Consider the following 25,154-nt stretch of genomic DNA (forward strand, 5'->3'; position numbering starts at 1 on the left):
TCATCCACTTGGATGATTGTGTCAAACCACGAGTACAGTTGCACCTTGTTATGGCTGATCAGACGAATGAAGACACCGGCCCCGGCCGCCGCTCCCGACTCGTCCCCACCGCCGACGAACGGCAGCGAGATGCCGAACGCACCCGCGGCAGACTCCTGGCCGCGGCCCTGGATGTCTTCGCCGCCAAGGGTTTCGCGGGCGCGCGCGTCCAGGAGATCGCCGACCGGGCAGGCGTGAACAAGCAGCTCATCACCTACTACTTCGGCGGCAAGGACGGCCTCTACCAGGCCCTCCAGCAGCAATGGCTGCAAATGGAAGGCGGCTTCGCGGCCCCCGACCTGGCCCTCGACGAACTCGCCGCCGCCTACCTCCACAACGGCTTCGAGGACTCCCGCATGGGCCGCCTACTGGCCTGGGAGGGCCTGGCCGAATCCAGCGGCGCCCCACCCATCGACTACGCCCCCGAAGACCTCTCGGACCTGCGCCGCCGCCAGTCCGAGGGCCAATTCCCCGCCGATATCGACCCCGGCGCGTTTCTGCTCACCGTCATGGGCGCAGCCATGGTCCCTACGGTCCTGCCCCAGGCCGTTCGCCGGGTAACGGGCCTGAACCCCGACTCCCCCGAATTCCAGCGCTTCTACACCGAGCAATTGCAGCGCATCATCCGCCACCTACGGGCCTGAACGCGCCGTCGAGACGGTCCGAACGAATCAGACCCGGCCGGTACGCAGGGCGCGGGCGACGTCGGGGCGGTCGTTCGCCTCGGCGCTGCGCGCCGCCGCTTCGTTGTCGTACTCGAGGGCGAATTCGACTGCGGTCCAGAATGGTTCATTGTCGTCGACAATCGTGAATCGGGCGTGCGGCGTGCCGGGTTCCACCAGGTGCGGATACGGATGGTCGTCGTCGTAGGCGGGCCAGCCGACGCTGCCGGGATTGACCACCAGGGAGCCGTCGGGCAGTCGGCGAGTGCGTTGCAGGTGAGTGTGGCCGCAGAGGTAAACCCGGTGGCGGCCATAGGTTTCGCCGAGGCGCTCCACGATCTCGGCGTCGGTCGCCTCGCGCAGGCCGGTCGGCTCGACGGTTTCGGTCAGATAGCAGAGATCGTCGGCCGGACTGCCATGGAAGGCGAGCACGCCCGGCGCGGGTTCGGCTGTGACGGGCAGGCTTTCGAGCCAAACGCGATCATCGGGGGTGGCGAGGCGGGCGGCGAGCCGGTCGGACCGGCTCATCCGATCCGCGGCGAAGGTGAGCACCTGCCGCTCGTGATTGCCGCGCACCGTAATGATTTCGGGCCGCCGCCGCAGCAGGTCGAAGGTGCCCCGGGGATCGACGCCGCCGGAGGCGATATCGCCCAGGTTCACCGTGAGATCGACGCGCTGCCGGTCGATCTCCGCGAGGACGGCCGCGAGCGCGAGCGTATTGCCGTGGACATCCGACAGCACAGCGATTCTCACCATTGCCCGGAGCGTAGGCGGCAATCCGGCGGATGTAAATAGATTTCCGCGACTTCAAATAACTATGCAGTCAGCGATTGTAGTCCTCGATCGCGCCGCGCAGGCTCGCCAGCAGAGCCTCGAACTGACGCAGCACAGCGGGCGAATACTCGGCGAGCACCGCATCCTGCTGCGCGTTGATCGGACCGAAGAAGTCGTCGCCCAACTCCTTGACCAGCGGACTCGCCCGCAAGGTGACGACCCGGCGATCGGAGTGCTCGCGCGTGCGGGTGATGTACCCGGCCTGCTCGAGCCGATTCAACAGCGCGGTCATGGCGCCCGAGGTCAGCGCGATGCGCTTGCTCAGCTGAGCGGGCGAGATCGGGCCGCCCTTGGCTTCGGCGGAGGCGATCTCGAGCAAGGCGAACGCATCCGTGGAGTGCACATTCAGCGCCACGGCGAACCGGCGGCCCAGTTCGGTGAAGGCCGCACCGTAGGCCTGTAGTGCTTCGGCCAGCCGTTCTCGCTGTGCCGCAATGCTTTCGGGCGACTGCCCCGCCATCCGGATTCCTCCTTCGTCATTTTCGATCGGATTGACAACCTACCCGTCTCCGATTTAGCTTCATGATAAATTTACTTTATCATGGAGGTACATTGACCACCGAAACAGAGGCGCCCGCACGGCGGGTGTGGTTGGGACTGATCGCGGTATCGCTCGGCGTCGCGCTGATCGTGGTGGATATTACGATCGTCAATGTGATCGTCGCGCCGATCATCGACGACCTGGGCATCACCTCGATCGAGGCGCAGTGGATCCAGGAGTCCTATGCCATCGTCTTCGCCGCTCTGCTGCTGCTCGCCGGGCGGCTGTCGGATCTGCACGGCGCGCGGCGAATCTTCCTGATCGGCCTGACCGTCTTCGGCCTGACAAGCCTGCTCGCCGCTCTCGCACCCAATGGCGAACTGCTCATCGCCGCACGATTCCTCCAGGGCATCGGCGGCGCACTGATCCTGCCGACCTCGCTGGCACTGGTGAACGCGAGCTTCACCGGTAAGGCGCGCGGCCAAGCCTTCGCAATCTGGGGCTCGACCATCGGAGCGGCCGCCGCCATAGGGCCGCTGCTGGGCGGCTGGCTGGCGGACTTCTCCTGGCGCTGGGCCTTCGGCGTGAACATCCCACTCGTGGTGTTGATCGCCGTCGGCGTGCTGCGCTATCTCCCCGCCCCGCAGCGCATTCCGGGCCGGGTGGACCACCTCGGCGCGGCCTTGTCGATCACGGGCCTCGGACTGCTCGCCTTCGCCCTGATCGAGGGCCGCGCCTACGGCTGGCTGCACACCGTCGCACCGCTGACCATCGGCGAATTTGCCTGGCGCAGTGGACCATCACCGGTCCTGCTCGCCTTCCTGGCCGCCGGTCTCGCGTTGTACGCATGCTGGCGGCGACAGTCCACACTGACGCGCACCGGCGGCGAACCGCTCATGGATGTGCGCCTGTTCGGCATCCGCTCCTTCCGCACCGGCAATGCCGTCACCCTGATCGTCGGCCTCGGCGAATTCGGCATCATCGCCATCCTGCCGCTGTGGTTGCAGTTCACGCTGGGCTACAGCGCATTACAGGCGGGCCTGGCCCTGGTGGCGCTCGCCGCGGGCAGCTTCTGCGCCAGCGGCGCGAGCTTCGGCATGACCGCCGCACCCCTCACCCAGGTGCGCATCGGCCTGCTCCTGGAAGCGGCCGGGCTGGCTCTGCTCGGCCTGATCGCCGGAACCGGCACCGCCTGGTGGGCCATTGCCATCGCCCTGTTCTTCTATGGCATCGGCGTCGGCTTCGCCACCGCCCAGGTGACCAATGTCGTGCTCGCCGAGGTACCCGCCGAATTCTCCGGCCAGGGCTCCGGAATCCAGAGCACCGCCCGCGAACTCGGCTCCGCCCTGGGCATCGCCCTGCTGACCACCGTCTTCTTCAGCCTGCTCGGCACCGGCGTCCGAGACCGCCTCACCGACGCCGGTCACCCGGCCCCCGGCGAACTGAGCCATACGGTCACCGAGAGCGCGGGCGCGGTCATTCCCACCCTGTCCGCCGACCCGGCCACGGCCACCGTCGCCGACTCGGCGCGGTCGGCCATGAGCACCGGTATCGGCATCTCGAGCTACATCTGCGCCGGACTACTGCTGATCGCCTTGGCCGCAACAGCTTTCCTGTCCCCACGCACCCGCGTCAGCCCCCACACCGCCAATGCCAACAAGGAGTAGACCGCACCGGCCCCACACGAAGCCACCCACCCCCAACCGCTGTAAACCCAGGTAGTCGTAACCGCCCCGAGGGCCGAGCCGACCGAATAGAAAGCCATATAGGCCCCGATGACACTGCTGGCGCGGCTGGGATGCGCGGCAGTCAGCAAATGCTGACTGCTGACGTGCACCGCCTGAACGGCGAAGTCGAGCAGGATGATTCCAGCCACCAGCACCCACAGACTCACCCCGAGACACGCGATCAGCACCCAGGAGACGGTGAGCAGCCCCAGCGACCAGCCGGTAATCGCCTGAGCGCGGCCAGCATCGGCCCACCGCCCAGCCCGCCCAGCGCCCAACGCCCCTGCCAAACCCGCCAACCCGAACAGCCCGATCTCCGCGGTACCGAGCTCCCACGGCGCGGCCCCGAGCGGCAGGGCCAGCCCACTCCAGAGCACCCCGAAGGAGGCGAAGAGAAACAACCCGATCACCCCACGCCCCAACAACAGCCGATCGGTCCACACCGCCCGCCCGAGTCCCGCCACTACCCGCCCGTATCCCCCCGCCCTGTAATCCCGCTCATCCGCAGCGAGTTTCACCCGAACGGTCACCGCCAACGCCACACACAGCACCGCGAGCACCGCATAGACCGCCCGCCACCCGACCACTTCCCCCAACACGCCCGCGAGCATCCGCACCCCGAGGATCCCGAGCACCACCCCCGACGTGACCGCGCCGATATTGCGTCCCCGCTCCCCCGGTTCCGAGACCGCGGCGACATAGGCGACCGTCACCTGCACGACCACCGCGAACACACCCGCAACCGCCAAACCGGCCACCGCGACAACGCCATTGGGAGCACCCGCCACCATCGCCGACCCCAGCGCGGTGAGCATCAGATGCACGACGATCAGCCTCCGGCGATTCACCACATCGCCGAGCGGAACCAGCAGGACCAGCCCGGCGAAATACCCGATCTGCCCCGCGGCGACCAGCACTCCGAGCGCTCCGGAGCTCAGCCCCAGCTCACCGCCCGCCGCTTCCAGGATCGGTTGAATCGCATAGATCGTCGCCACCGCCACCGCGCAGACCAACGCCAGCACGAATCGCTGCGCCGCCATGATTCCCGTCGACACCACACCTCCATCGGTAGCAAATTGAAACCAATTTAAGGTAAGGCATAATGGTTTCAAATCGCAACCGATCAGGAGGAGATGCCCATGTCGGCGACCCCGGCCCCGGCCCGCGAGTGGACCGATCCCACCTGTCCCGTCGCCCGCACCATCGACCTGGTCGGCGACCGCTGGAGCCTGCTGATCGTGCGCGATGCCATGGACGGCGCGACGGCCTTCACCGAGTTTCAGCAGCGGCTGGGCATCGCCCGCAATATCCTCGCCGACCGCCTGCGCAAACTCGTCGAGCACGGCATCCTGGTCCCGGCCACCGCCCCCGGCGGCAAACGCCATACCTACGAGCTCACAACGGCCGGGCGCGACCTCTTCACCACCGTGGTCGCCCTGCGTCAATGGGGCGAACGCCACGCCTTTCGCGACGGCGAATCCCACTCGACCCTCGTCGACGCCACCAACACCCCGCTTCCCGAACTACGCCCCGAAACCCTCGCGGGCACCCCCGCCACCTCGGACACCACCCGAGTCCGCAAGGTGGGCGCGGACTGAACAGTCCTGCTCAGATGGTCTGCGCAGCATGGGCATCCACGAGCGCTTGCAGGAAAGCAGCGGGAACATGCGGCCACTCGGGATGCCAGCGGCCCGAGGTTTGGTCCGCCTGCAGGGCGGCGAGGGGGGCCACCACGTGCGGGCCGCCGTCGAGGATGTAGCGCACCGAACCCAGGTCGGCGCATTGGGCGGTTATGGTAGCCAGCAGGGTCTTCGCCTCACCGCCGCGCCCGGCGGCGGCCAGACAGGCCACCAGCAGGCGGCGGGCCTTGAGTAGTTCCCGTGGGCGGTGCACGGATTCGAGCTTGTCGACCCACTCCCGCGCCCACGTACAGGCCAGCGCGATGCTGTCCGGAGTCTCCTCGGCCAGCAGTAGCCGAATCGACGTGAATTCCTCGTAGAGAACCGTGAATTCGTCGATGGCGTCGACCGGGGTCCGGCGGTTGTGATAGTCGACCACGGGCAGCGGGCCGAATTCGGGGTGCGGCGGCAGCCCCAGCCGCAGCCGCTCGTTCTCGACCTCGGCGCGCAGCCGCGGCAGGTTCATCGAATGCGCCACGCGGGCGCCCTCGTTGAGGCGGCGAATAGCAGCACTGCGATCACCCAGCAGAGCTTTGATCCGTGCACCCACCACATACCGGGCCAACTTGAAATCCACCACCCCGGCATCGGGCCCGAGTTTGTAGCCCTCGTCGAGCAGCCGTTCGGCCTCGACGATCTCATTGCGCTCGTAGAGCAGCTCCCCCAGCAGAGATCCGGCCAGCCGCGCACCATAGGAGTGACTGCCTCCGGACTGCTTGGCGACCTTCATCGCCTTGCGGAAGTACTGTTCGGCTCCGGCGATATCGAGTTGCAGGCTGGCCTCGCCGCCCAGAAAACACAAGCCGTGCACATTGTTGTAGAAACCCTTGTTGCGCCGCATATACGGGGCCGACCACTCTTGGATGCGCAGCGCTTCGTCGAAGTCATAGCGGTACCCGGCCGCGAAGCTCGCGACATTCGCCCCGATGGCGATGACGTACGGGGACAGGTCGTCGGCGCGGAAGAAGCAGGGCGCCAATATGTCCTCGACCCCCGCGAGCACATCGGCGCGCACGGTGATGACCGCGTGCACGACCCCGGCCTCGGCGCACAGCAGCGCCGCGACCTCCGGATCGAGCCCGCCGTGATCGATATTCGCCTCCGCCAGCCGTAGCGCCCGCTCGGCCGGACCGGCGCGGTGCAGCAGGATATTGGCCCACGCCAGATCCAGTTGCAGGCGCGGATGGGTGTCGATGACCGTGGCGGGCAACTTGTTGACCAGCCCGATGAGGCTGGCCATCTGCCCGTACTCCAGCAGCGACATGCCGTCGCGCTCCACGATCTCCACGGCCCGCTGCTCCTCCCCGGCGAGCAGGGCGTGATCGACGGCCTCGCTGACATGCTTGTGCGCGGCGAACCATTCCGAGGCCGCGCGATGCAGATCGTCGATGCGTTCGGGCAGATCGTGTTCCAGGCGCTGCTGCAGGAAATCCTGGAAGAGCCGGTGATATTGGAACCACTTACCGCCATCGAGCCTGCGCAGGAACAGATCCTGTTGCTCGATGTGCTCCAGCAGCCCCTGCCCGTCCGGAATCCCGGTGAGCGCGGTGGCCAGTTCGCCGCAGATGCGTTCGGTAATGGAGGTCGCCACCATGAAGTCGAGCGTCCCGGGTTCGAGGGTGTCCAGGACGTTCTCGGCCAGGAATTCGCTGATGGCGTGATGGCGACCGGTCAGATGCCCGATCAAGTGCGCGGGATCGTCACTGCCGCGCAGCGACAGCACCGCCAGTTGCAGCGCCGCGATCCACCCGCCGGTGGATTCGCACAGGTCCTCCACATCCCCGCGATCCAGCTCCAGCTCGCTCAGCTCGACCAGGAAGGCGTAGGTCTCGTCGATATCGAAACGCAGTGCGGCGGTGCCGATTTCCACCAGTTCGTCGCGCCCGCGCATGGAGCTCATGGGCAGCCCCGTCTGGCGGCGGCTGGTCACCACCGTCTGCACTGCCGGACTGCAACCCTCGATGAGAAACCGCAGCGCGTGCGTGGTGGCCGGATCGGTGACGCGATCCCAGTCGTCGATGACGACCACCAATTGCTCACCGCGCCGGTCGATCTCGTTGATCAGCGAGGTTAGCACGAAACGCTCCGCCTCGTCGCCGTGCTCCTCCAGCAGCTCGCCCAGTTCACGCGCCAGCGAGGGCCGCACGGCGCGCATGGCCTCGATGAGATGGGACAGGAACCAGACCACATTGTTGTCGTCGTGATCGACGGTCAGCCAGGCCACCGACGTGCCCTCGGCGGTCAGCGCCGCCGCCCATTGCGCGGCGAGGGTGGTCTTGCCGAAACCGGTGGGGCCGTGGATGACCACCAGCCGCCGCCCGCTCCCCTGCCGCAGCCGATCCAGCAATCGCTCCCGGTCGACGAGCGCCCGCGTGAGCACCGGCGGCCGCAACCGGGTGGCCGGAACCGGCGGGGTCACCCGCGCCGACGAGGTCCCGCGCCGCCGATTGGATCCGGTCGGCGTCGGCGCGGGGCGGTGGCCGACCGGTTCGGCGGCGGGCAGCGGTATCGCCATTTCGTCCGGCGGCAGTCCGTGCCGCTCCTGCACCTCGCGCAGCATCTCCCCGAATTCGGCTGCGGTGCCGGGCCGTTTCGCGCGATCGCGGGCCATGGCGCCCTCGATGGCCTCGGTCAGATCGGCGGGCAGTCCGGCGCCGCTCAGATCCGGGATGGGCTGCTTGGTGATGCGCACGAACTGCGCCACCAGTTGCTCACCGCTGCGGCGCTCGAAGACCGCGTGCCCGGTGCTGGCGCAGAACAGCGTCGAGGCCAGGCTGTACACATCCGCGGTGGCATCGGGCGTCTGCCCTTGCAGGACCTCGGGTGCGGTGAAGGCGGGCGAGCCGGTGATGGTCCCGGCCGTCGTCTCGAAACCGCCCACCAGCCGGGCGATGCCGAAGTCGCCGAGCAGCGGTTCGCCGTATTCGGTGAGCAGGATATTGCCGGGCTTCACATCCCGGTGCAGCATGCCGCGCCGGTGCGCGGTCTCCAGCGCGCCCGAGATCTTCACCCCGATGCGCACCGCTTCCTGCCAGCTGACGGGACCCTGTTCGGCGACCCGGGCATCGAGCGAACCGTGCGCCTGATACGGCATGACGATGTAGGGCCGCCCGGTCGCGGTGGAGCCCACCTCGAACACGCTCATGATGTTGGGATGTCCGGACAGCTTCCCCATGGCTAGCTGCTCGCGAACGAATCGCTCCAGGTTCTCCGATTCCAGATCGGCGGTGAGCACCTTGATGGCCACCATCCGATCCAGGGCAGCCTGAAAGCAGCGATACACGACGCCGAAACCGCCTCGCCCGATCTCGATGGCGTCGGCGAACCCGGCAGCCTCGAGTTCCGCCGCGAATCCGGAGGTCGGCGAACGTTGCGTGGAGAGCGGATCGATATACGCCACGGCAACCTCGATACAACTACCAGCCGGTTACCTCAAGCATATTCCCGTATCGGGCATTGCGCCCAGTGGTCCAGCAAACAGGGCGGTCTGGATTTGCCGGAGGTACGAAATGCGCTGGCCGTCAAGGTCGGTAGGGTCGGGAGGGTGAGTGCGCGGTTGAGGCGGAAGTTCCGCAGGGTGGGTCATGTCGATCGATCGGTGACCGGGATGGTGGCCCGGATGCCCAAGTCCGGGATGGACGGCGGCATGCTGCGCTTGACGACCGCGGCCAATCACAGCGTGCTGTGGACCGTCACCGCCGCGCTGCTGGCCACCAAGACCGGATCGACGCGGCGGGCCGCACTGCGCGGCATGGTGTCCGTCGGCGGCGCCTCGGTGCTGGTGAATTTCGTCCTGAAGTCGGTGTTCGTGCGCCGCCGCCCGGCCGCCGAACTACTGCCCGCGCATCGGCGACTGGTCAAGGCGCCGACCTCCTCGTCCTTCCCGTCCGGGCATGCCGCGTGCGCGGCCGCCTTCGCCACCGCCGTCGCCCTGGAGAGCCCGCGCACCGCGCTGGCGGTGGCGCCGCTGGCGGCGACCGTCGCGTACTCGCGCGTGCACACCGGGGTGCACTGGCCCTCCGACGTGCTGGTCGGCGCGGCCATCGGCTCCGGCGTCGCACTGGCCACCCGGCGCTGGTGGCCGGTGCGCGAATCCGATGAGGCCGAGGCCCACGCACCGGTCCTGGCGGACGGGCACGGCCTGGTGCTGGCGGTGAACCCATCTCGGGCGATCAGTACTACGACCCGACCCTCGATATCGCCACGGCGCTGCCCGCCGCCCTGGTGCTGCGCACCGAACCCGGCCGCGACTGCACCGAACAACTCGAAGAGGCCCTGGCCGCGCACCCGGACCGCCTGGTCGCGGTGGGCGCGGCCGGCGGCGACGGCACCATTGCCGCCGCGGCCGCGGTCGCGGTGCGGCACAAGCTGCCCCTGGTCGTCATACCGACCGGCACGCTCAACCATTTCGCCCGCGACCTGGGCGTCTACGATCTGCGCGAGGTCGTGGACGCCACCGGCGCCGGAGAGGCCGTGGCGGTCGATATCGCGGGCGTGGAATTCGATGCCCCCGACGGCATTCGCACCCACCACTGGATCAATACCGCCAGCCTCGGCTCGTATCCGGATCTGGTGCGGCTGCGCGAGAAATGGCAGGAGCGCTGGGGCAAATGGCCCGCCTTCGCCGCCGCCCTGGTGGTCACCCTGCGCCGCGCCACCCCCATCCGCGTGCGCATCGACGACCGCTGGCACGACGTCTGGTTCCTGTTCGTCGGCAATGACCCCTACCATCCGCACGGCGCCGTCCCCGCCTTCCGCTCCCGCCTCGACGAGGGCCTGCTCGACGTCCGCTGGCTGCGCGCCGACCTCCGCTTCTCCCGCACCCGCGCCGTCCTGGCCCTCGCCCTGGCCGCCGTCGGCCACAGCAAGGTCTACGGCGAACGCCAGGTACGCGAACTCCTGGTCGACCTGACCGAACCCCAAGCGGTAGCCGCCGACGGCGAGGTCATCGGCGACGGCACCCACCTCCGCTTCAGCGTCGCTGGCCGAGTCTCCGCCTACCGCCGCAACGAGGACAACCCCCGCTGGGCCGACCGCTACCGCCCCCACCACCGCCCCCACCACCGCCGCCCCCTCGCCCGCCTCCTGGCCCGCGACTCCTAGGCGTCGACGTACGCGGCGAGGTGTTCGGCGGTCAGGGTGGAGCGGGCGGCCACCAGGTCGGCGGGGGTGCCTTCGAAGACGATCTTGCCGCCGTCGTGGCCCGCGCCGGGGCCCAGGTCGACGATCCAGTCGGCGTGGGCCATGACGGCCTGGTGGTGTTCGATGACGATGACGGACTTGCCGGATTCGACCAGGCGGTCGAGGAGGGCGAGGAGGTTTTCGACATCGGCCAGGTGGAGGCCGGTGGTGGGCTCGTCCAGGATGTAGACGCCGCCCTTGTCGGCCATGTGGGTGGCCAGCTTGAGGCGCTGGCGTTCGCCGCCGGACAGGGTGGTGAGGGGCTGGCCGATGGTGAGGTAGCCGAGACCGACGTCGGCCAGGCGTTCGAGGATGGCGTGGGCGGCGGGGATGCGGGCCGCGCCGGAGCCGAAGAACTCCTCGGCGTCGGCGACGGACATGGCGAGGACCTCGCTGATGTCGCGACCGCCGAGCTTGTAGTCCAGTACCTCGGCCTGGAAGCGCTTGCCCTCGCAGACCTCGCAGGTGGTGGCGACGCCAGCCATGATGGCGAGATCGCTGTAGATGACGCCCGCGCCATTGCAGTTCGGGCAGGCGCCTTCGGAATTGGCGCTGAAGAGTGCGGGTTTCACGCCATTGGCCTTGGCGAAGGCCTTGCGGATCGGCTCGAGCAGGCCGGTGTAGGTGGCCGGATTGCTGCGCCGGGAACCGCGAATGGGCGTCTGGTCGACCGAGACCACGTTCTCCGAGGCCGGAATGGAGCCGTGGATGAGCGAACTCTTGCCCGAGCCCGCCACTCCGGTGATCACGCAGAGCACCCCCGAGCGGGATGTCAACATTCACATTCCGCAGGTTGTTCGCCTTCGCGCCGCGAATCTTCAATGCGCCCTTGGACTTTCGCACCGCGTCCTTGAGCGTGGCGCGATCGTCGAAGTGCCGGCCGGTAATGGTGCCGCTGGCGCGCAGCTTGTCGACGCTGCCCTCGAAGCAGACCTCGCCGCCCGCCGCGCCCGCGCCCGGACCGAGATCGACGATGTGGTCGGCGATCACGATGGTCTCCGGCTTGTGCTCGACCACGAGCACCGTATTGCCCTTGTCCCGCAACTGGATCAGCAGATTGTTCATGCGCTGGATATCGTGCGGGTGCAATCCGGCGGTGGGCTCGTCGAAGACGTAGGTGACATCGGTGAGCGAGGATCCGAGGTGGCGAATCATCTTGGTGCGCTGCGCTTCACCGCCCGACAGCGTGCCCGAGGGCCGGTTCAGCGACAGATAGCCCAGCCCGATCTCCACGAACGAATCGAGCGTATGCTTCAGCGATTCCAGCAGCGGCGCGACCGAGGGCTCCTTCAGCTTGCCGACCCACTCGGCCAGATCGCTGATCTGCATGGCGCAGGCGTCGGCAAGGCTGATGCCCTCGATCTTCGAGGACCGGGCCTCCTTGTTGAGCCGGGTGCCCTCGCATTCCGGGCAGATCTGGAAGGTGACCGCGCGTTCCACGAAGGCGCGCACGTGCGTCTGCAGCGAGTCCACGTCCTTGGCCAGCGTGGTCTTGCGGAGTTTGGTGATGACGCCCTCGTAGGTGAGGTTGATGCCATCGACCTTGATCTTGGTCGGCTCCTTGTAGAGCAGATCGTTGAGCTGTTTCTTGGTGAACTTCTTGATCGGCTTGTCCATGTCGAAGAAGCCGCTGCCGCTGAAGATCCGCCCGTACCAGCCGTCCATGCTGTAGCCGGGCACGGTGAGCGCGCCCTCGTTGAGCGTCTTGTTCTCGTCGTAGATCTGGGTCAGATCGATATCGTTGACCGAGCCGCGGCCCTCACAGCGCAGGCACATGCCGCCGGTGATGCTGAAGCTGCGCCGCTCCTTGACCGTCTGCCCGCCGCGCTCGATGCTGACCGCGCCCGCACCGCTGATCGAGGCCACATTGAAGGAGTACGCCTGCGGCGACCCGATATGCGGTTTGCCGAGGCGGCTGAACAGAATGCGCAGCATGGCATTGGCATCGGTGGCGGTGCCGACCGTGGAGCGCGGGTCGGAGCCCATCCGTTCCTGATCGACGATGATCGCGGTGGTCAGTCCCTCGAGCACATCCACATCGGGCCGTGCCAGCGTGGGCATGAAGCCCTGCACGAAGGCGCTGTAGGTCTCATTGATCAGCCGCTGCGATTCCGCTGCGATGGTCGCGAACACCAGCGAGCTCTTCCCCGAGCCCGAGACGCCCGTGAACACCGTGAGCCGGCGCTTCGGAATCGAGATGCTGATGTCCTTGAGATTGTTCTCGCGCGCGCCGTGCACGCGGATCAGATCGTGACTGTCCGTGGCGGCGCTCTTCTTCGTGGCAGGGCTCATGCGTCGGTACTCCCTTTCAGCCCAGCTGCTTGATGCGGATCATGTTGCCCGAGGGATCCCGGAAGGCGCAGTCCCGCACGCCGTAGGGCTGATCGGTGGGCTCCTGCACCACCTCGGCGCCGCTGCCCTGGAGCTTCTCGAAGACGCCGTCGAGATCCGGGGTGGCCAGATTGATGCCGCCGTAGGTGCCCTTGGCCATCATCTCCTCGATGACCTTGCGCTCCTCATCGGTAATGCCCGGATCGGCGGCCGGCGGATGCAGCACGATGGCGATCTCGGGCTGGCCGGGCGGGCCGACGGCGATCCAGCGCATCCCGCTGAACCCGACGTCACTGCGGATCTCGAACCCCAGAATGTCGCGGTAGAAGGTGATGGCGGCGTCCGGGTCGGTATGGGGCAGGTAGCTTTCGCTGATTCTGATGTCCATGCCGATCACGCTAATTGCTGCCCGAAGACCGATGCTTCTCGATTCCTGACCGGTCTGGTCACCTGTTTGGCCACGCACGACGGCATCCCCGCCGTGGTCCGCTCCGCCTCCGCCTCCCGCTTGTACACACTCGGAGACACGCCGACCAGTTCGGAGAAGCGCGTACTGAACGTCCCCAGCGACGAACACCCCACCTCGAAACACACCTCGGTCACGCTCAGATCCCCCCGCCGCAACAACGCCATGGCCCGCTCGATCCGCCGCGTCATCAAATACGAATAAGGCGACTCCCCATACGCCGCCCGAAACTGCCGACTGAGATGCCCCGCCGACATATGCGCGTCCCGAGCAAGCCGCTCCACATCCAGCGGCTGCGCGTATTCCCGATCGATCCGATCCTTGACCCGCCGCAGCCGAGCCAGATCCTGCAGATGCTGTTGAGTACCGGTCCGGTTGCTCACCTGCAAGATCGTCCCACATCGGAGGGCCGGGGGTCGAACTCTCCACACCCCCGATTCGACGGCGTACGACCGAACGGGCGCGGCTCCCGGCCCTCGCCTAGTGTTGGCGCCGGACGCGAACATGTGAGGGAAAGATATTGGCTGACATCGCCATTGTCGGTATCGGGTGCCGTTACGCGGGCGGGATCGATTCACCGGAATCGTTCTGGGACTTCATTATCGGCAAGCGCGACGGGGTCGTCGACATTCCCGCCGACCGCTGGGATTACCGCCGCTACTACGATCCGGACAAACGCACGCCCGGAAGCATGTACACCAAACGCGCCGCCTTCCTGACCGGCGATCCATGGGCCTTCGACCCGGACTTCTTCGGTATCTCCCCGCGTGAGGCGGCGGCCATGGATCCGCAGCAGCGGCTGGTGCTGGAAGTGGCGTGGGAAGCCCTCGACGACGCGGGCATCGCGCGGCGGGCGGCGGGCGCCCCGATCGGCGTCTACGTGGGCGCGTTCACCCTCGATCACCTCGCGGTATCCAATTCCAACGACGCACTCCCGCACGTCGATATGCACACCGCCGCGGGCGCCTCGTACACCATGCTGTCGAATCGAATCGCGTTCGCGCTCGACCTCATCGGGCCCGCCATAACCGTGGACACGGCCTGTTCGTCCTCGCTCGTCGCGCTGCATCTCGCCTGCCAGGCCCTCGACACCGGCGACTGCGCGACCGCCCTGGCGGGCGGAATCAATATGCTCATGCAGCCCGAGCCGTTCATCTCCATGAGCACGGCGGGCTTCCTCGCCGCCGACGGGCGCAGCAAACCGTTCGACGCCGCCGCCGACGGCTACGGACGCGGTGAGGGCTCGGGCATGGTGGTGCTCAAACCACTGGGCGACGCCGAGCGCGACGGCGACCGGATCTACGCCGTGATCAAGGCGACCGGATCCAATCAGGACGGGCGCACCACCGCCATCACGGTCCCCAATGCCGAACTCCAGGAAGCCCTTGCCAAGTCGGTTACGCGGCGAGCGGGCATCGCACCGCACGACGTCACCTACGTGGAGGCGCACGGCACCGGAACGCCCATCGGCGATCCTCTCGAATTGCGGGCCATCGGGCGGGCGTACGGGCAGGTCGAGGGGCGCGCCCGGCCGGTGGGCGTGGGATCGGAGAAGGGTCAGCTCGGGCATACCGAGGCCGCGTCGGGCATAGCGAGCGTCATCAAGTCGGCCCTGGCGATTTCGAAGCGGATCATTCCCCCGCAGGGCTGGCTGCGACAGCCCGCGCCGGATATCCCGTTCGACGCGCTCGGCATAACGCTGCAGCGGGACGCCGAACCGGTCGGAGCCGAGGTCGAGCGAATGACCATCGCGGTCAACGGGTTCGGCTACGGCGGCACGAATGCGCACGCCATTCTCCAGGAGCACGCACCGGTCGCGCTCCCGGTCCGGGAGCCGAAACATTATGGGATATTCCCGATTTCGGCGCGCAACGAAAAGGCCGCGCGGAAAGTGGCGCGGGGCTATGCCGAACTGCTCTCCGGCGGGGCCGATCCGGCACGTCTGGCCGAGGCCGCCTGGACCCGCCGCCACCACCGTTGCCGCGCCGGGTTGATCTTCGGCGACGATACGGAATTGCTGCGCGCCCTACGGGATTTCGCGGTCGGCACCGGCCGTCGCGCGACCAACGTGGCGACGAGCGAGCACACCGATCCGGTCTTCGTATTCACGGGCATGGGACCGCAGTGGTGGGCCATGGGCCGCGAACTCCTCACGGCGAGTGGAACCTTCGCCGCGGAGGCCGCGCGCATCGACGCGGAGTTCATCGAGATCGCGGGCTGGTCCATTGTCGCCGAACTGCTGCGGCCCGAGGCCGAGTCGCGGGTCACGACGACCGCGGTCGCACAGCCCGCCAACTTCCTGGTGCAGGTCGCGCTGTTCGCCACGCTCGGCGAACTCGGCATCCGCCCCGCGGCGGTGGTGGGCCACAGCGTCGGCGAGGTATCGGCGGCCTATGTCGCGGGCATGCTGTCGCTGCGCGACGCGCTGCTGGTCAGCTATCACCGCGCCCGATTGCAGGCCACCGTGGCGGGCACCGGCGGCATGCTGGCGGTCGCGCTGTCGCCGCACGCCGCCCGGGAGCTCATTGCCGAGGACGAGCGGGTCGATATCGCCGCCGTCAACAGCGCTGGCGTCGTCACCTTGGCGGGCGCGGTGACGCGATTGCGGGAGATCGCCGAAACACTCACCGAACAAGGCGTTTTCGCCAAGCAACTGCACGTCGAGGTGCCCTATCACAGTCACCTCATGGAACCGATCCTCGACGAGTTGCACACCGCGCTGGCCGGGCTGCGGGTCGCGGATCCGGCGATTCCGCTGTGGTCGACGGTCACCGGCGAGCGCGTCACCGGAGCCGACTGGGATGCCGGGTACTGGTGCGCCAATGTCCGGCACACGGTGCGCTTCCACGATGCCGTCACCGCCATGATCGGCGCGGGCCACCGCGTCTTCCTCGAGGTCGGGCCGCATGCCGTACTGGGCGCGAGCATTCGCGAAACCCTCATCCGCGCGGGCGAATCCGGGACATCGGTCGCCACGCTGAGTCGTAAACAGGCCGATTCCGACAGTCTGCGGCAGACGATCGCCGGGCTGTACACCGGGGGCGCGCTCGATGTCGACGCCTTGTTCGACGGTCTGGTGACCCCGCATATCGACCTGCCGCGCTATCCGTGGCAGCGCACGCATCTGCGCAGTCAGGCGCCCATCGTGGCGCGGCTCAAATTCGGCACGCCGGGCGGGTACCCGATGCTCGGCGATCTGGATCCGGAGCTCCCGGCCGGTACCTGGCAGACCCGGCTCAGCGTGGGCGCCATGCCGTGGCTGGCCGACCACGTCGTCGGGGGCGCTCGCATGCTGCCGGGCGCGGCCTACCTCGACGCCGCGCTCAGTGCCGCGGCCCTGCGCACCGCATCGGGGCGGGTGTCGGTGGCGGACGTGCGGTTCATCGCGCCGATCGTCATCGAGGACGGTGCGGCCCCCGTCATGGAGCTGCATGTCGAGGAGTCGACCGGGCGATTCACCATCCGCGCCCGCGATGCCGACGGTGAACTGTGGACCACCCATGCCACCGGGCGGCTCGTCGCGGGCGACTTCGAGCCAGCCACGGTGAAACTGCCCGAGCCCGACGAGCTGCGTACCGTCGACCCGGTGGCGTTCTACGCCGGGTTCGCGGCACGCGGACTCGACTACGGCCCGGCCTTCCGGCTCGCCACCGGCTTGCGGGTATCGGAATCGACCGTGCTCGCCACCCTGGACGCGACCGGCGCGCGGGATTCCGGGCATCTCGTGGACCCCCGCGTGCTGGATGCCGCCCTGCAGAGCCTCGCGGCGCTGCTCTCGGATACCGCCGGAACGAGCAGGGAGGCGCTGGCCCCGGTGGCCGTGGCCGGGGTGCGGGTCTTCGGCGCGCTCCCCGACGAGGTGACGGTCCTGGCCCGCTTCACCGACGCTACGGGGCTCATCGCCGATGTCGACCTGCTCGATGCCGAGCAGAACGTGGTGGTGCGGGTGATCGGCCTGCGCCTCGGCGCGATCGTGCCGGGTCGCGGTGCGCTGCAACGGATGACCGACTACTTCTACGAGGACCGGTGGGAACGGCGGGCACCGGTCGATCGCACCGCACTGCCCGCCGCCGAATCCGGATTCACGTTCATCGTCGACTTCTGCTCCGAGCCGGGTCGTCTCGCCGCGCGCATTGCGGCGGGCTCAGCGCGCAGCGAGGTCCTCGCGGTCGGTGATCCCGGCCGCGAGGACTTGGAAACGATTGTACACGAACGGCTCTGGGCCATCACAGGTCTCGAGGACGCGGAACGACTGCACGTCGTGCTGGTCGCCGGGAACGACTACGACGATCTGGACGGCCTGTGGGCACTGCGCCGACTGGCAGTGGCCTTCGACGAATTCCTCGACGCGTGGCTCGAACGGCGCGGCGCCGAAATCCCCATGATCGGCGACGGTTCCATGCATGTCACCCTGGTCACGGAACACGCCTACGCCCATCCCGGCGAGGCCACCGCGCCGAATCCGGCGCACACCGCGCTCGCCGGTGCGCGCCGGGTGCTGCTGAACGATCAACTGCGCCTGCGCTGGCGCCTGGTGGATGTCGAATCCGAGGTGGACACGGCCGAACTCGCCGCCGAACTCGCCGTTCCGGGCGCCTTCACCTACGACTACACCGATGAAGTGATCCTGCGCTCCGGCGAGCGCTGGTCCACCGTGTTCACCGCAAGTCTGCCGGACCGTCTCGAAGCGCTCGATCAGGCTGTGCCGCTGATGGATTCGGAGGCGAACTACACCCTCGAGGCTCCCGGATCGCGCCTGCTCGCGCGACTGGGCTGGCGGCGCTGCGAGCGGCGGCGGCCCGGACCGTCGGAGGTCGAGGTCCGGATGCGGGCGATCGGGCTCGGCGACCGGAATCCGCTCGAGGTCATCGGCGCGGCGGACACGGAGCCGGACCGAATCCTCCCCGGTATGGCCGGTGATGCGACCGTGGTCCGGATCGGTTCGGAGGTGGTCGATCTGGCCGTCGGCGATCGGGTGATGCTGTTCGCGCGGGGCGGGATCAGCCGCTTCCACACCACCGACCGCGCCCTCGTCACCCGGCCCGGCCACTGCGTGAGCGTAATGTCCTTCGCCATTGCCGAATACGCGCTGCTGGAGCTGGCTCGCCTGCGCGCGGGCGATGTGGTCCTGGTGCACGATGCGGCGGGCGGCCCCGGCGCCGCGGCGGTCCGGATTGCGAAACTGCACGGGGCCGAGGTCATCGGGACCGCGGGTACCGACGAGTTGCGCGCGAGCGTGCTGTCCGACGGCGCCGACCACGCCCTGAACTCGAGCTCGCTCGATTTCGCCGACGATGTGCTCCGCCTGACCGAGGAGCGCGGCGCCGATATCGTGCTCGGCGCCATGCACGGCGAGGTCCTGCACCGGAGTTGCCTGGCGGCGGCCGAATTCGGCCGCATCGTGCGGATCGGGAAGGCGGGCGACCGGGGCGGTGTCCTGGATATGGGGTCCTTCGACAGGAACATCTCCTACCGGTCCTTCGATCTGGACCGCATGCTGCGGGTGCGCCGCGCCGATACCGTCGACCTGCTGCGGCGCGCGGAGACCGCGCTCGCCGCCGGGCAGTACCGGCCACTGCCCGTCGACCTCTACGAAACCGACACCGTGGCACAGGCATTCGAAGATGCCGCGGAGCCGGATCGGATCGGGCGGATCGCGCTGAGTCTCGAGGCCGTCGCACCGGCGGTGCGGCCGCACACGCCGCCGCTCCCCGTGGATCCGGCTGCTCGGTATCTGATCACCGGCGGTTTCGGCGCGTTCGGCCTGGCGATCGGCCGCCGGTTGGTCGGCTCGGGCGCTCGCCACCTCGTCCTGCTCGGACGCGCCGGGGCGAGCACCGAGGCGAGCCGGAACCAGCTCGCGGCCTGGGAGCGGCAGGGCATCGAAATCACCACGGAGCGAGTGGATGTCACCGACGTCGACGCCGTGACCGCGGCACTGGCGCGGGCGCACGGCGTCGATCACCCACTGCGCGGCGTATTCCACACCGCGGGAATCGTCGATGATCAACGCATCGCGGCGCTGGAGCGGGACAGCCTGGCCGCGGTCTACCGGCCGAAGGTCGAGGGAGCCCGGGCCCTGCGACGGGCTCTCGCCGCGACCGGGGCCGAGCTGGACATGTTCGTCCTGTTCTCCTCGATCGCCGCCACCTTCGGCAGTGTCGGCCAATACTCGTACACCGCGGCCAATCTCGCACTACAGGCCATTGCCGATCAGACGGCGCGCGACCGCCTCGGCCTCGCGCCCGGCGGCAAGGCGCTCGCGGTCGGGTGGGGCCATATGGCGGGCGGCTGCATGGCCGAGGCCGACGATCGCGTGACCCAGTACCTGCGCACCACCGGTTTCGATCCCATCGATATGGACGAGGCCACCGAGTATCTGGAGCGGGCTCTCGAACTCGATGTCCAGCACCACGTGGCCATTACCGCCACGGACTGGGGACGGGTCGCGGCTGCCATCCCGCACTTCAAACTGGTGGGCCGCGTCCGGCCCCTCATCGCGGCGGCGGCCGACAATGACTCGGCCGCCGCCAAACTCCGCTCGGCACTGCGGGAACTGGACGAACAGCAGCGCACCGACTTCGTCGCCGGGCTGCTCGCCGAACAGCTGGCGACGGTGCTGGGCGTGGAATCCGGCTCCATCGACCGCACCACCCGCCTGCCCGACCTGGGCGTCGATTCCCTCATGGGGGTCGAATTCGGCGCCCTGATCGTCAAGACCCTGGGCATCGACCTCTCCACCCTCACACTCGGCCGCAGCTTCACCCTGCAGCAGGCCGCAGCTCGCACCGCCGAATCCCTCGTGGGCGGTGGCGACGAACCCTGACGAGGAGCCCACCACCATTGCCTAATCGTACACTGACGCATACGGTATGCCCATGCGTACGATTGATTCCGTCCCCGCCTTCGCCGACGGCACCGTGCTCCTGCCGTGGCAGCCCGGTCCGCGGCACGACATCTCGGGGCAGGTCTGCGTCAGCGTGACGGACTTCCAGACCGGTTCCGAGAGCGGTGTCCGCCAAATCTATGAACTCGGCACGGAGTTGGTCCGGACCTGGCCTGTCATGCAGGGGGCCGTGGGGCTGTGGTTGTGGGGGCGGCCCGCGGAGTTCCGGGGTGGGTCCATCACGGTCTGGGAGACCGAGCGGGATATGCGGCGGTTCGTGCGGTGGCCGGTGCATACCGAGATTGTGCGGGCGTGGCGCAGTCGGGTCACGGTGGCCACCGATCTGTGGCATGCCGACGCCTTCGATCCGGTGCAGGTGTTGACGCGGGCGCGGGGGATGCTGGATCGGCCGCACGGCGGGGCGGCGTAACCCGGAAATGGGGGCGTAGTTCGTCTGCAGAAACAAACTGAGCGTTATATCGTCTCGCACATGTTGGCTGCGCAAGGTGCCAGTACGGGTCTGGCTACGCCGGCCGAGCTCGGGGTTGACGACGAGGAACGGCCCTCGCGGCGGTTGAGCGGGTGGGCGAATCGCTGTGTTGCGGTGTGGGCGTTCGGGATCGGGGTGCTGGCGCTGTGGCAGGTGTTCCGGCCGCTGGCGCAGGGGAGCCAGTACTACCTGGTTCTGTTTCTGGGGCTCACGCTGCCGCTGGTGTTCCTGAGTTACGGGTCGGGGTGGCGGCGGCTGGATCGGGCCGATCGGCCCGTCTGGCTGGACTGGGTGCTCGCCGCCATTGCGCTCCTCGCCTGCTTGTATCCGGTGCTTCCGTTCGAAATCGGTTCGGGGGGCGGGGGTTACAACGCCTTCCTGAATCGGCAGGGGCTGCTCGATCCCGTCGATATCGGGATGGGCGCGGTGGTCCTGCTGCTGGTGCTGGAAGCCTGCCGCCGAACCACGGGGTGGGTGCTGCCGCTGGTGGGCGTGATCTTCCTGGCCTACGGGTATTACGGCGGGCTGCTACCGCAGGACTGGTCGGTGGCGCATGCGGGACTGGACTTCTCGCAGATCGTGGACGCGCTGTACAACTCGGCCAGCGGGTTCTACGGGACGCCGCTCGACGTCGCGGCCAGCTACATCGTGCTGTTCACGATCTACGGCGCGATTCTCGAATTCTCCGGGGCGGCGCGGTTTTTCGTCGACCTGTCGGTGGCGGCGTTCCGGCGGTCGAACAGCGCTCCGGGGCGGACCGCCGTCACCTCCGGGTTCCTGCTCGGGACCGTGTCCGGATCGGGGACCGCCACCGCCGTCAGCACGGGAGCGGTGACCTGGCCGATTCTGCGCAAGGCCGGATACTCGCCGGAACAGGCGGGTGGCATGCTCGCCGCGGCGGGCGTGGGGGCGATCCTGTCGCCGCCCACGCTGGGTGTCGCGGCGTTCATCGTGGCCGAGTACCTGGAGGTTTCGTATCTCCAGGTGCTGGTCTGGGCGTCGATTCCCACGGTGCTCTACTACCTGGGGATCCTGCTGGCGGTCGAGATCGATGCGCGGCGGTTCCATTCGCAGGGCGCGGCTCCCGCCGACGGCGAAGCGGCGGAAACGCCGATACCGGCGTGGAAGCTGCTGGCACGCTTCGGATATCACTTCCTGTCGCTGCTCGCCATTATCGTGCTACTGTTGATCGGAGTCGGCGCCACCAAGGCGGTCGCCTATGCGACGGCGCTCGCCCTGGCGCTGGCCCTCATCGATCGGGCTGTGCGGCACCAGGGTTCGTTCGACCGCGCGGCGGTGCGCGAGTTCGTGACGGGCAGCCTGTCCTCGCTGTCGTCGGGCATTCGCTCGGCCCTGCCGGTGGTGGCGGTGTGCGCGGCCGCCGGAATCATCACCTCCATGACCACCAAGACCGGGCTGGGCGCGCAGCTGGCGGCGGTGCTGGTGCGGACGGCGTCGGCGCTGTCGGACAATGCGACCGTGGTGCTGGCGGCCACGGTGGCGCTGGCCGCCATCGCCCTGGCGCTGCTGGGGCTGGCCATTCCGGTGACGGCGTCGTTCGTCATCGGCTGGGTGATCATCGGCCCGGCGCTGCTGACGCTGGGGGTCTCGGCGCCCGCGACCGCCATGTTCGTCTTCTACTATTCGGTGCTCTCCGAGGTGACCCCGCCGACCGCCCTCGCGGCCGTCGGCGCGGCGGCCGTCACCGGCGCGCGGCCCCTGCCGACCATGTGGCAGACCCTGCGATATGCCTTGCCCGCCTTCCTGGTTCCACTGGTCTTCGTGCTCACCGACTCCGGTGAGCGGCTGCTCGGCCGCGGGCCGATCATCGAGATCGTGACGACCAGCCTGATGGTCGCGCTCGCGGTGGCGGCGCTGGCCATGGCCACCGGCGGCTGGATCCTCGGGGCGGGCGGGGCCGGGCGCGCGGCCCGGATTCTCGCGGCGCTGGCGGGCATTGTGCTGCTGTATCCGAACTTCGTCACGCTCGGCATCGGTGCGGCGCTGCTGGCCGCGGCCTGGGCGCTCACCAGCTTCACAAGTCACCGTCGGGAACCGGCCCCGGCACAAGCTCTTTCGAAGCCGGTCTCACACGAGGGGAAATCATGATCAGATTCGCGACGATCGCGGTGGCGGCGGCGGTCACGGCCGCGCTGCTCACCGGATGCGGTGGCCGGCAGGACACCCCGGCGGCCGATACCGGCGGGGAGATCACCTGCGAGGTGACGCAGGAGACGCGGGTCAGCATTGCCACGGGCAATGCCACGGGCGTGTACTACGCGCTCGGCAATGCCTACGCCGAGCAGATCTCGGCGGCCACCGGCGGCAAGGTGAAGGCCACCGCCGCCGAGACCGGCGCCTCGGTGCAGAACATCCAGCAGCTCGTGCAGGGCCAGTACCAGGTGGCGTTCTCGCTCGCCGATTCCGCCGCCGACGCCGTGCTCTGCACCGGTGACACCTTCAAGGAAAAGCAACCGGTCCAGGCGATCTCGCGCATCTACACCAACTACACCCAGGTGATCGTGCGCACCGGCGCCAATATCAACTCCATTGCCGATATGCGGGGTAAGCGGGTGTCCACCGGATCGCCCAAGTCCGGCACCGAGGTCATTGCCAACCGCCTGCTGCAGGCCGCGGGCCTGAACCCGAATTCGGATATCTCCGCCCAGCGCCTGGATCTGACCAAGACCGTCGAAGGCATGAAGGACGGCTCGGTCGACGCCATGTTCTGGTCGGGCGGCCTGCCCACCCCCGGCATTACCGACCTGTTCACCACCGCGAAGGATTCGGTGAAGTTCCTCGATATCACGGATCTGCTCGACAAGATGCGCACGGTCAATCCGGTCTACGAGCAGGGCGTCATCCCGGCCGCCACCTACGGACTGCCCGCCGATGTGAAATCCATCGTGGTCCCCAATGTCCTGCTGGTCCGCGACAATATCGACACCAACCTGGCCTGCGTCCTGACCAAGGTCCTCTTCGACCGCAAGGACCAACTGGTGCAAGCCAACCCGGCCGCCAAGGGCATCGACCGCTCCACCGCGGGCAATACCGCCCCGGTCCCGCTGAACCGCGGCGCGGAAAAGGCGCTCCAGTAGCTCTGGAATCCCGTGCCCCGCTGCCTGACGGCAGCGGGGCACGACGCTGTACGAGAGGCGTTGTCAGTTCTCGGGTTTCGCCACATCGTGTTCGACGCCCTCGCACCAGACTCGAGTGATCCGGCGGGTGGCGCGGATGTCGGTCAGGGGGTCGCCGTCGAGGAGGACCAGGTCGGCGCGCAGCCCGGGTTCGATCAGGCCCCGGTCGGGCAGGCCGAAGTGCTCGGCGGGCAGTAGGGTCGCGGCGCGCAGCGCCTCGGCCGGTGTCAGGCCCGCGGCGACCAGGAGTTCGAGTTCGCGGTGGATAGCGGCGCCGTGGGGCGGCTGGAACAGAACGCCGGGTTGGGCATTGGCATCGGTGCCCGCCAGGACGGGCACGCCCGCTTCGTGCAAGGCGCGCACCGTGGCGAGACAGCCGTCGAAGGCTTCGGGCGCGCCGACCGCCGCCGCAATGCCCTCCATCATGACCAGGGTCGGGACGACGGTGAGGCCGCGGTCGGCGAGCAGCCGTATCACTTCGGCGGGGACCACGCCGTCCAGCGGCACATGCGTGACGACATCCACGCCGATCTGTGCGGCCAGCGCGTAGGCGCTGATCGCGGTCGCGTGCGCGATGACCCGCAGATCGCGGGCGTGCGCGGCCGCCACCACGGCCGCGGCGGACTCCGGCTCCGGACCACCCTGGCCGGGCGCTTCCAGCACCAGCTTCACGTAATCCGAGCCCGCCGCCGCGCGCTCGGCCACCATGCGATCGGCCTGCTCGGGTCCGGTGATGACGGCGTCGGCGGCCAATCCGGGCAGCTGGGCGTGCACCCCACCGCCGCCGATCACCGGCACGCCCGCGCTGCGAATATCGCTGGCGACGCGCACATTCCGCAGCGCGGCCAGCTTCTCGACCGGCCAGGTCGTCATATCCAATCCGGTCGTGACGCCGTAGGCGGCCAGCTGGTCCAGCGATTCCGGACCGTGCAGATGAATGTGGGCGTCGATGAAACCGGGCAGCAGTAGCGCACCCTGCGCGTCGATCCGTTCCGCGCCCTCGGCATCGCTGCCGACGACCGGCCCGTCGATGACCACGGTCGTCGGCCCGGTGATACCCGACCCATCGAAGACGCGCACGCCGACCAGGGCCTTCTTGGACGAATCAGTCGCCGAGACCAGGGAATTCACGCAACCTCCACACTTCGGATCTGCCGAGCCGTATCGCCTCTCCACGGTATCCACGGCACGGGATTCTCGCGGCCCTCTGGACAATCCGGAAAGAGTGAGTGTATAGTCAC

Annotated in this window: 15 protein-coding genes and 2 pseudogenes; 9 read left to right on the top strand and 8 right to left on the bottom strand. The window is 68.4% G+C overall.

What is annotated here, in order from left to right; all coding sequences use genetic code 11:
• Positions 1–50 precede the first annotated feature (50 nt).
• On the top strand, positions 51–683 hold the full coding sequence (locus tag NC4_RS18235; protein WP_067539594.1) for a TetR/AcrR family transcriptional regulator: 633 nt from the start codon (positions 51–53) through the stop codon (positions 681–683).
• A gap of 27 nt (positions 684–710) precedes the next feature.
• Here NC4_RS18235 and NC4_RS18240 read toward each other — a convergent pair whose 3' ends face one another.
• Together NC4_RS18240 and NC4_RS18245 are read right to left on the bottom strand one after the other, a co-directional pair.
• Positions 711–1,457, bottom strand: a complete 747-nt coding sequence (locus tag NC4_RS18240; RefSeq protein WP_067539597.1) for a metallophosphoesterase family protein — start codon at positions 1,455–1,457, stop codon at positions 711–713.
• Positions 1,458–1,524: 67 nt separating this feature from the next.
• Positions 1,525–1,995, bottom strand: a complete 471-nt coding sequence (locus NC4_RS18245) for a MarR family winged helix-turn-helix transcriptional regulator (RefSeq protein WP_067539600.1) — start codon at positions 1,993–1,995, stop codon at positions 1,525–1,527.
• Between the two features lie 92 nt (positions 1,996–2,087).
• On the opposite strand from NC4_RS18245, the gene NC4_RS18250 reads away from it, so the two are divergent.
• Positions 2,088–3,683 (top strand): MFS transporter, encoded by a 1,596-nt coding sequence (locus NC4_RS18250; protein WP_245721757.1) that lies wholly within the window; start codon positions 2,088–2,090, stop codon positions 3,681–3,683.
• On the opposite strand, the gene NC4_RS39140 is transcribed toward NC4_RS18250, so the two are convergent.
• The gene (locus NC4_RS39140; protein WP_245721758.1) at positions 3,581–4,798 is read right to left on the bottom strand and encodes an MFS transporter; all 1,218 of its coding nucleotides are present in this window, start codon (positions 4,796–4,798) and stop codon (positions 3,581–3,583) included. The two genes, NC4_RS18250 and NC4_RS39140, sit on opposite strands and share 103 nt — an antisense overlap.
• A gap of 84 nt (positions 4,799–4,882) precedes the next feature.
• On the opposite strand from NC4_RS39140, the gene NC4_RS18260 reads away from it, so the two are divergent.
• Positions 4,883–5,341 (top strand): winged helix-turn-helix transcriptional regulator, encoded by a 459-nt coding sequence (locus NC4_RS18260; RefSeq protein WP_218021209.1) that lies wholly within the window; start codon positions 4,883–4,885, stop codon positions 5,339–5,341.
• A gap of 10 nt (positions 5,342–5,351) precedes the next feature.
• Here the strand turns inward: NC4_RS18260 and NC4_RS18265 are convergent, their stop codons facing one another.
• Complete coding sequence (locus tag NC4_RS18265) at positions 5,352–8,822, bottom strand: serine/threonine-protein kinase (protein ID WP_067539614.1); 3,471 nt, start codon at positions 8,820–8,822, stop codon at positions 5,352–5,354.
• 351 nt (positions 8,823–9,173) lie between these two features.
• Here NC4_RS18265 and NC4_RS42795 point away from each other — a divergent pair.
• Positions 9,174–9,449, top strand: a pseudogene (locus NC4_RS42795) (phosphatase PAP2 family protein); the annotation flags it as partial.
• Positions 9,450–9,646: 197 nt separating this feature from the next.
• Positions 9,647–10,525: a diacylglycerol/lipid kinase family protein gene (locus NC4_RS42800; protein WP_245721759.1), complete on the top strand. Its 879-nt coding sequence runs from the start codon at positions 9,647–9,649 to the stop codon at positions 10,523–10,525.
• Here the strand turns inward: NC4_RS42800 and NC4_RS18275 are convergent.
• The 3 genes and pseudogenes from NC4_RS18275 to NC4_RS18285 all read right to left on the bottom strand — a co-directional run bounded on the left by NC4_RS18275 (position 10,522) and on the right by NC4_RS18285 (position 13,783).
• Positions 10,522–12,895, bottom strand: a pseudogene (locus NC4_RS18275) (ATP-binding cassette domain-containing protein). The gene NC4_RS42800 and the pseudogene NC4_RS18275 overlap by 4 nt on opposite strands.
• A gap of 16 nt (positions 12,896–12,911) precedes the next feature.
• Positions 12,912–13,322: a VOC family protein gene (locus tag NC4_RS18280; protein WP_067539946.1), complete on the bottom strand. Its 411-nt coding sequence runs from the start codon at positions 13,320–13,322 to the stop codon at positions 12,912–12,914.
• A 5-nt stretch (positions 13,323–13,327) separates the two neighbouring features.
• Positions 13,328–13,783, bottom strand: coding sequence for a helix-turn-helix transcriptional regulator (locus NC4_RS18285; RefSeq protein WP_067539944.1), 456 nt, complete (start codon positions 13,781–13,783; stop codon positions 13,328–13,330).
• A gap of 137 nt (positions 13,784–13,920) precedes the next feature.
• On the opposite strand from NC4_RS18285, the gene NC4_RS18290 reads away from it, so the two are divergent.
• The 4 genes from NC4_RS18290 to NC4_RS18305 are packed head-to-tail and all read left to right on the top strand — an operon-like array spanning position 13,921 to position 23,874.
• Complete coding sequence (locus NC4_RS18290) at positions 13,921–20,226, top strand: type I polyketide synthase (protein ID WP_067539618.1); 6,306 nt, start codon at positions 13,921–13,923, stop codon at positions 20,224–20,226.
• 52 nt (positions 20,227–20,278) lie between these two features.
• On the top strand, positions 20,279–20,716 hold the full coding sequence (locus NC4_RS18295) for a hypothetical protein (RefSeq protein ID WP_157554850.1): 438 nt from the start codon (positions 20,279–20,281) through the stop codon (positions 20,714–20,716).
• Between the two features lie 60 nt (positions 20,717–20,776).
• On the top strand, positions 20,777–22,885 hold the full coding sequence (locus NC4_RS18300; RefSeq protein WP_067539622.1) for a TRAP transporter permease: 2,109 nt from the start codon (positions 20,777–20,779) through the stop codon (positions 22,883–22,885).
• Positions 22,882–23,874, top strand: a complete 993-nt coding sequence (locus tag NC4_RS18305) for a TAXI family TRAP transporter solute-binding subunit (RefSeq protein WP_067539624.1) — start codon at positions 22,882–22,884, stop codon at positions 23,872–23,874. The genes NC4_RS18300 and NC4_RS18305 overlap by 4 nt, the downstream gene beginning before the upstream one ends.
• A 63-nt stretch (positions 23,875–23,937) precedes the next feature.
• Here the strand turns inward: NC4_RS18305 and NC4_RS18310 are convergent, their stop codons facing one another.
• Complete coding sequence (locus NC4_RS18310; protein WP_245721760.1) at positions 23,938–25,044, bottom strand: amidohydrolase family protein; 1,107 nt, start codon at positions 25,042–25,044, stop codon at positions 23,938–23,940.
• Positions 25,045–25,154 lie beyond the last annotated feature (110 nt).

Origin of the sequence: Nocardia crassostreae (genome assembly GCF_001613405.1) — a bacterium.
In the GTDB taxonomy this organism is placed as follows: domain Bacteria; phylum Actinomycetota; class Actinomycetes; order Mycobacteriales; family Mycobacteriaceae; genus Nocardia; species Nocardia crassostreae.

Excerpts from the sequence above, each read along its gene's own strand:
- NC4_RS18235 (WP_067539594.1), top strand. The coding sequence starts at position 51 with ATGGCTGATCAGACGAATGAAGACACCGGCCCCGGCCGCCGCTCCCGA.
- NC4_RS18240 (WP_067539597.1), bottom strand. The coding sequence starts at position 1,457 with ATGGTGAGAATCGCTGTGCTGTCGGATGTCCACGGCAATACGCTCGCG.
- NC4_RS18245 (WP_067539600.1), bottom strand. The coding sequence starts at position 1,995 with ATGGCGGGGCAGTCGCCCGAAAGCATTGCGGCACAGCGAGAACGGCTG.
- NC4_RS18260 (WP_218021209.1), top strand. The coding sequence starts at position 4,883 with ATGTCGGCGACCCCGGCCCCGGCCCGCGAGTGGACCGATCCCACCTGT.
- NC4_RS18280 (WP_067539946.1), bottom strand. The coding sequence starts at position 13,322 with ATGGACATCAGAATCAGCGAAAGCTACCTGCCCCATACCGACCCGGAC.
- NC4_RS18295 (WP_157554850.1), top strand. The coding sequence starts at position 20,279 with ATGCGTACGATTGATTCCGTCCCCGCCTTCGCCGACGGCACCGTGCTC.
- NC4_RS18300 (WP_067539622.1), top strand. The coding sequence starts at position 20,777 with ATGTTGGCTGCGCAAGGTGCCAGTACGGGTCTGGCTACGCCGGCCGAG.
- NC4_RS18305 (WP_067539624.1), top strand. The coding sequence starts at position 22,882 with ATGATCAGATTCGCGACGATCGCGGTGGCGGCGGCGGTCACGGCCGCG.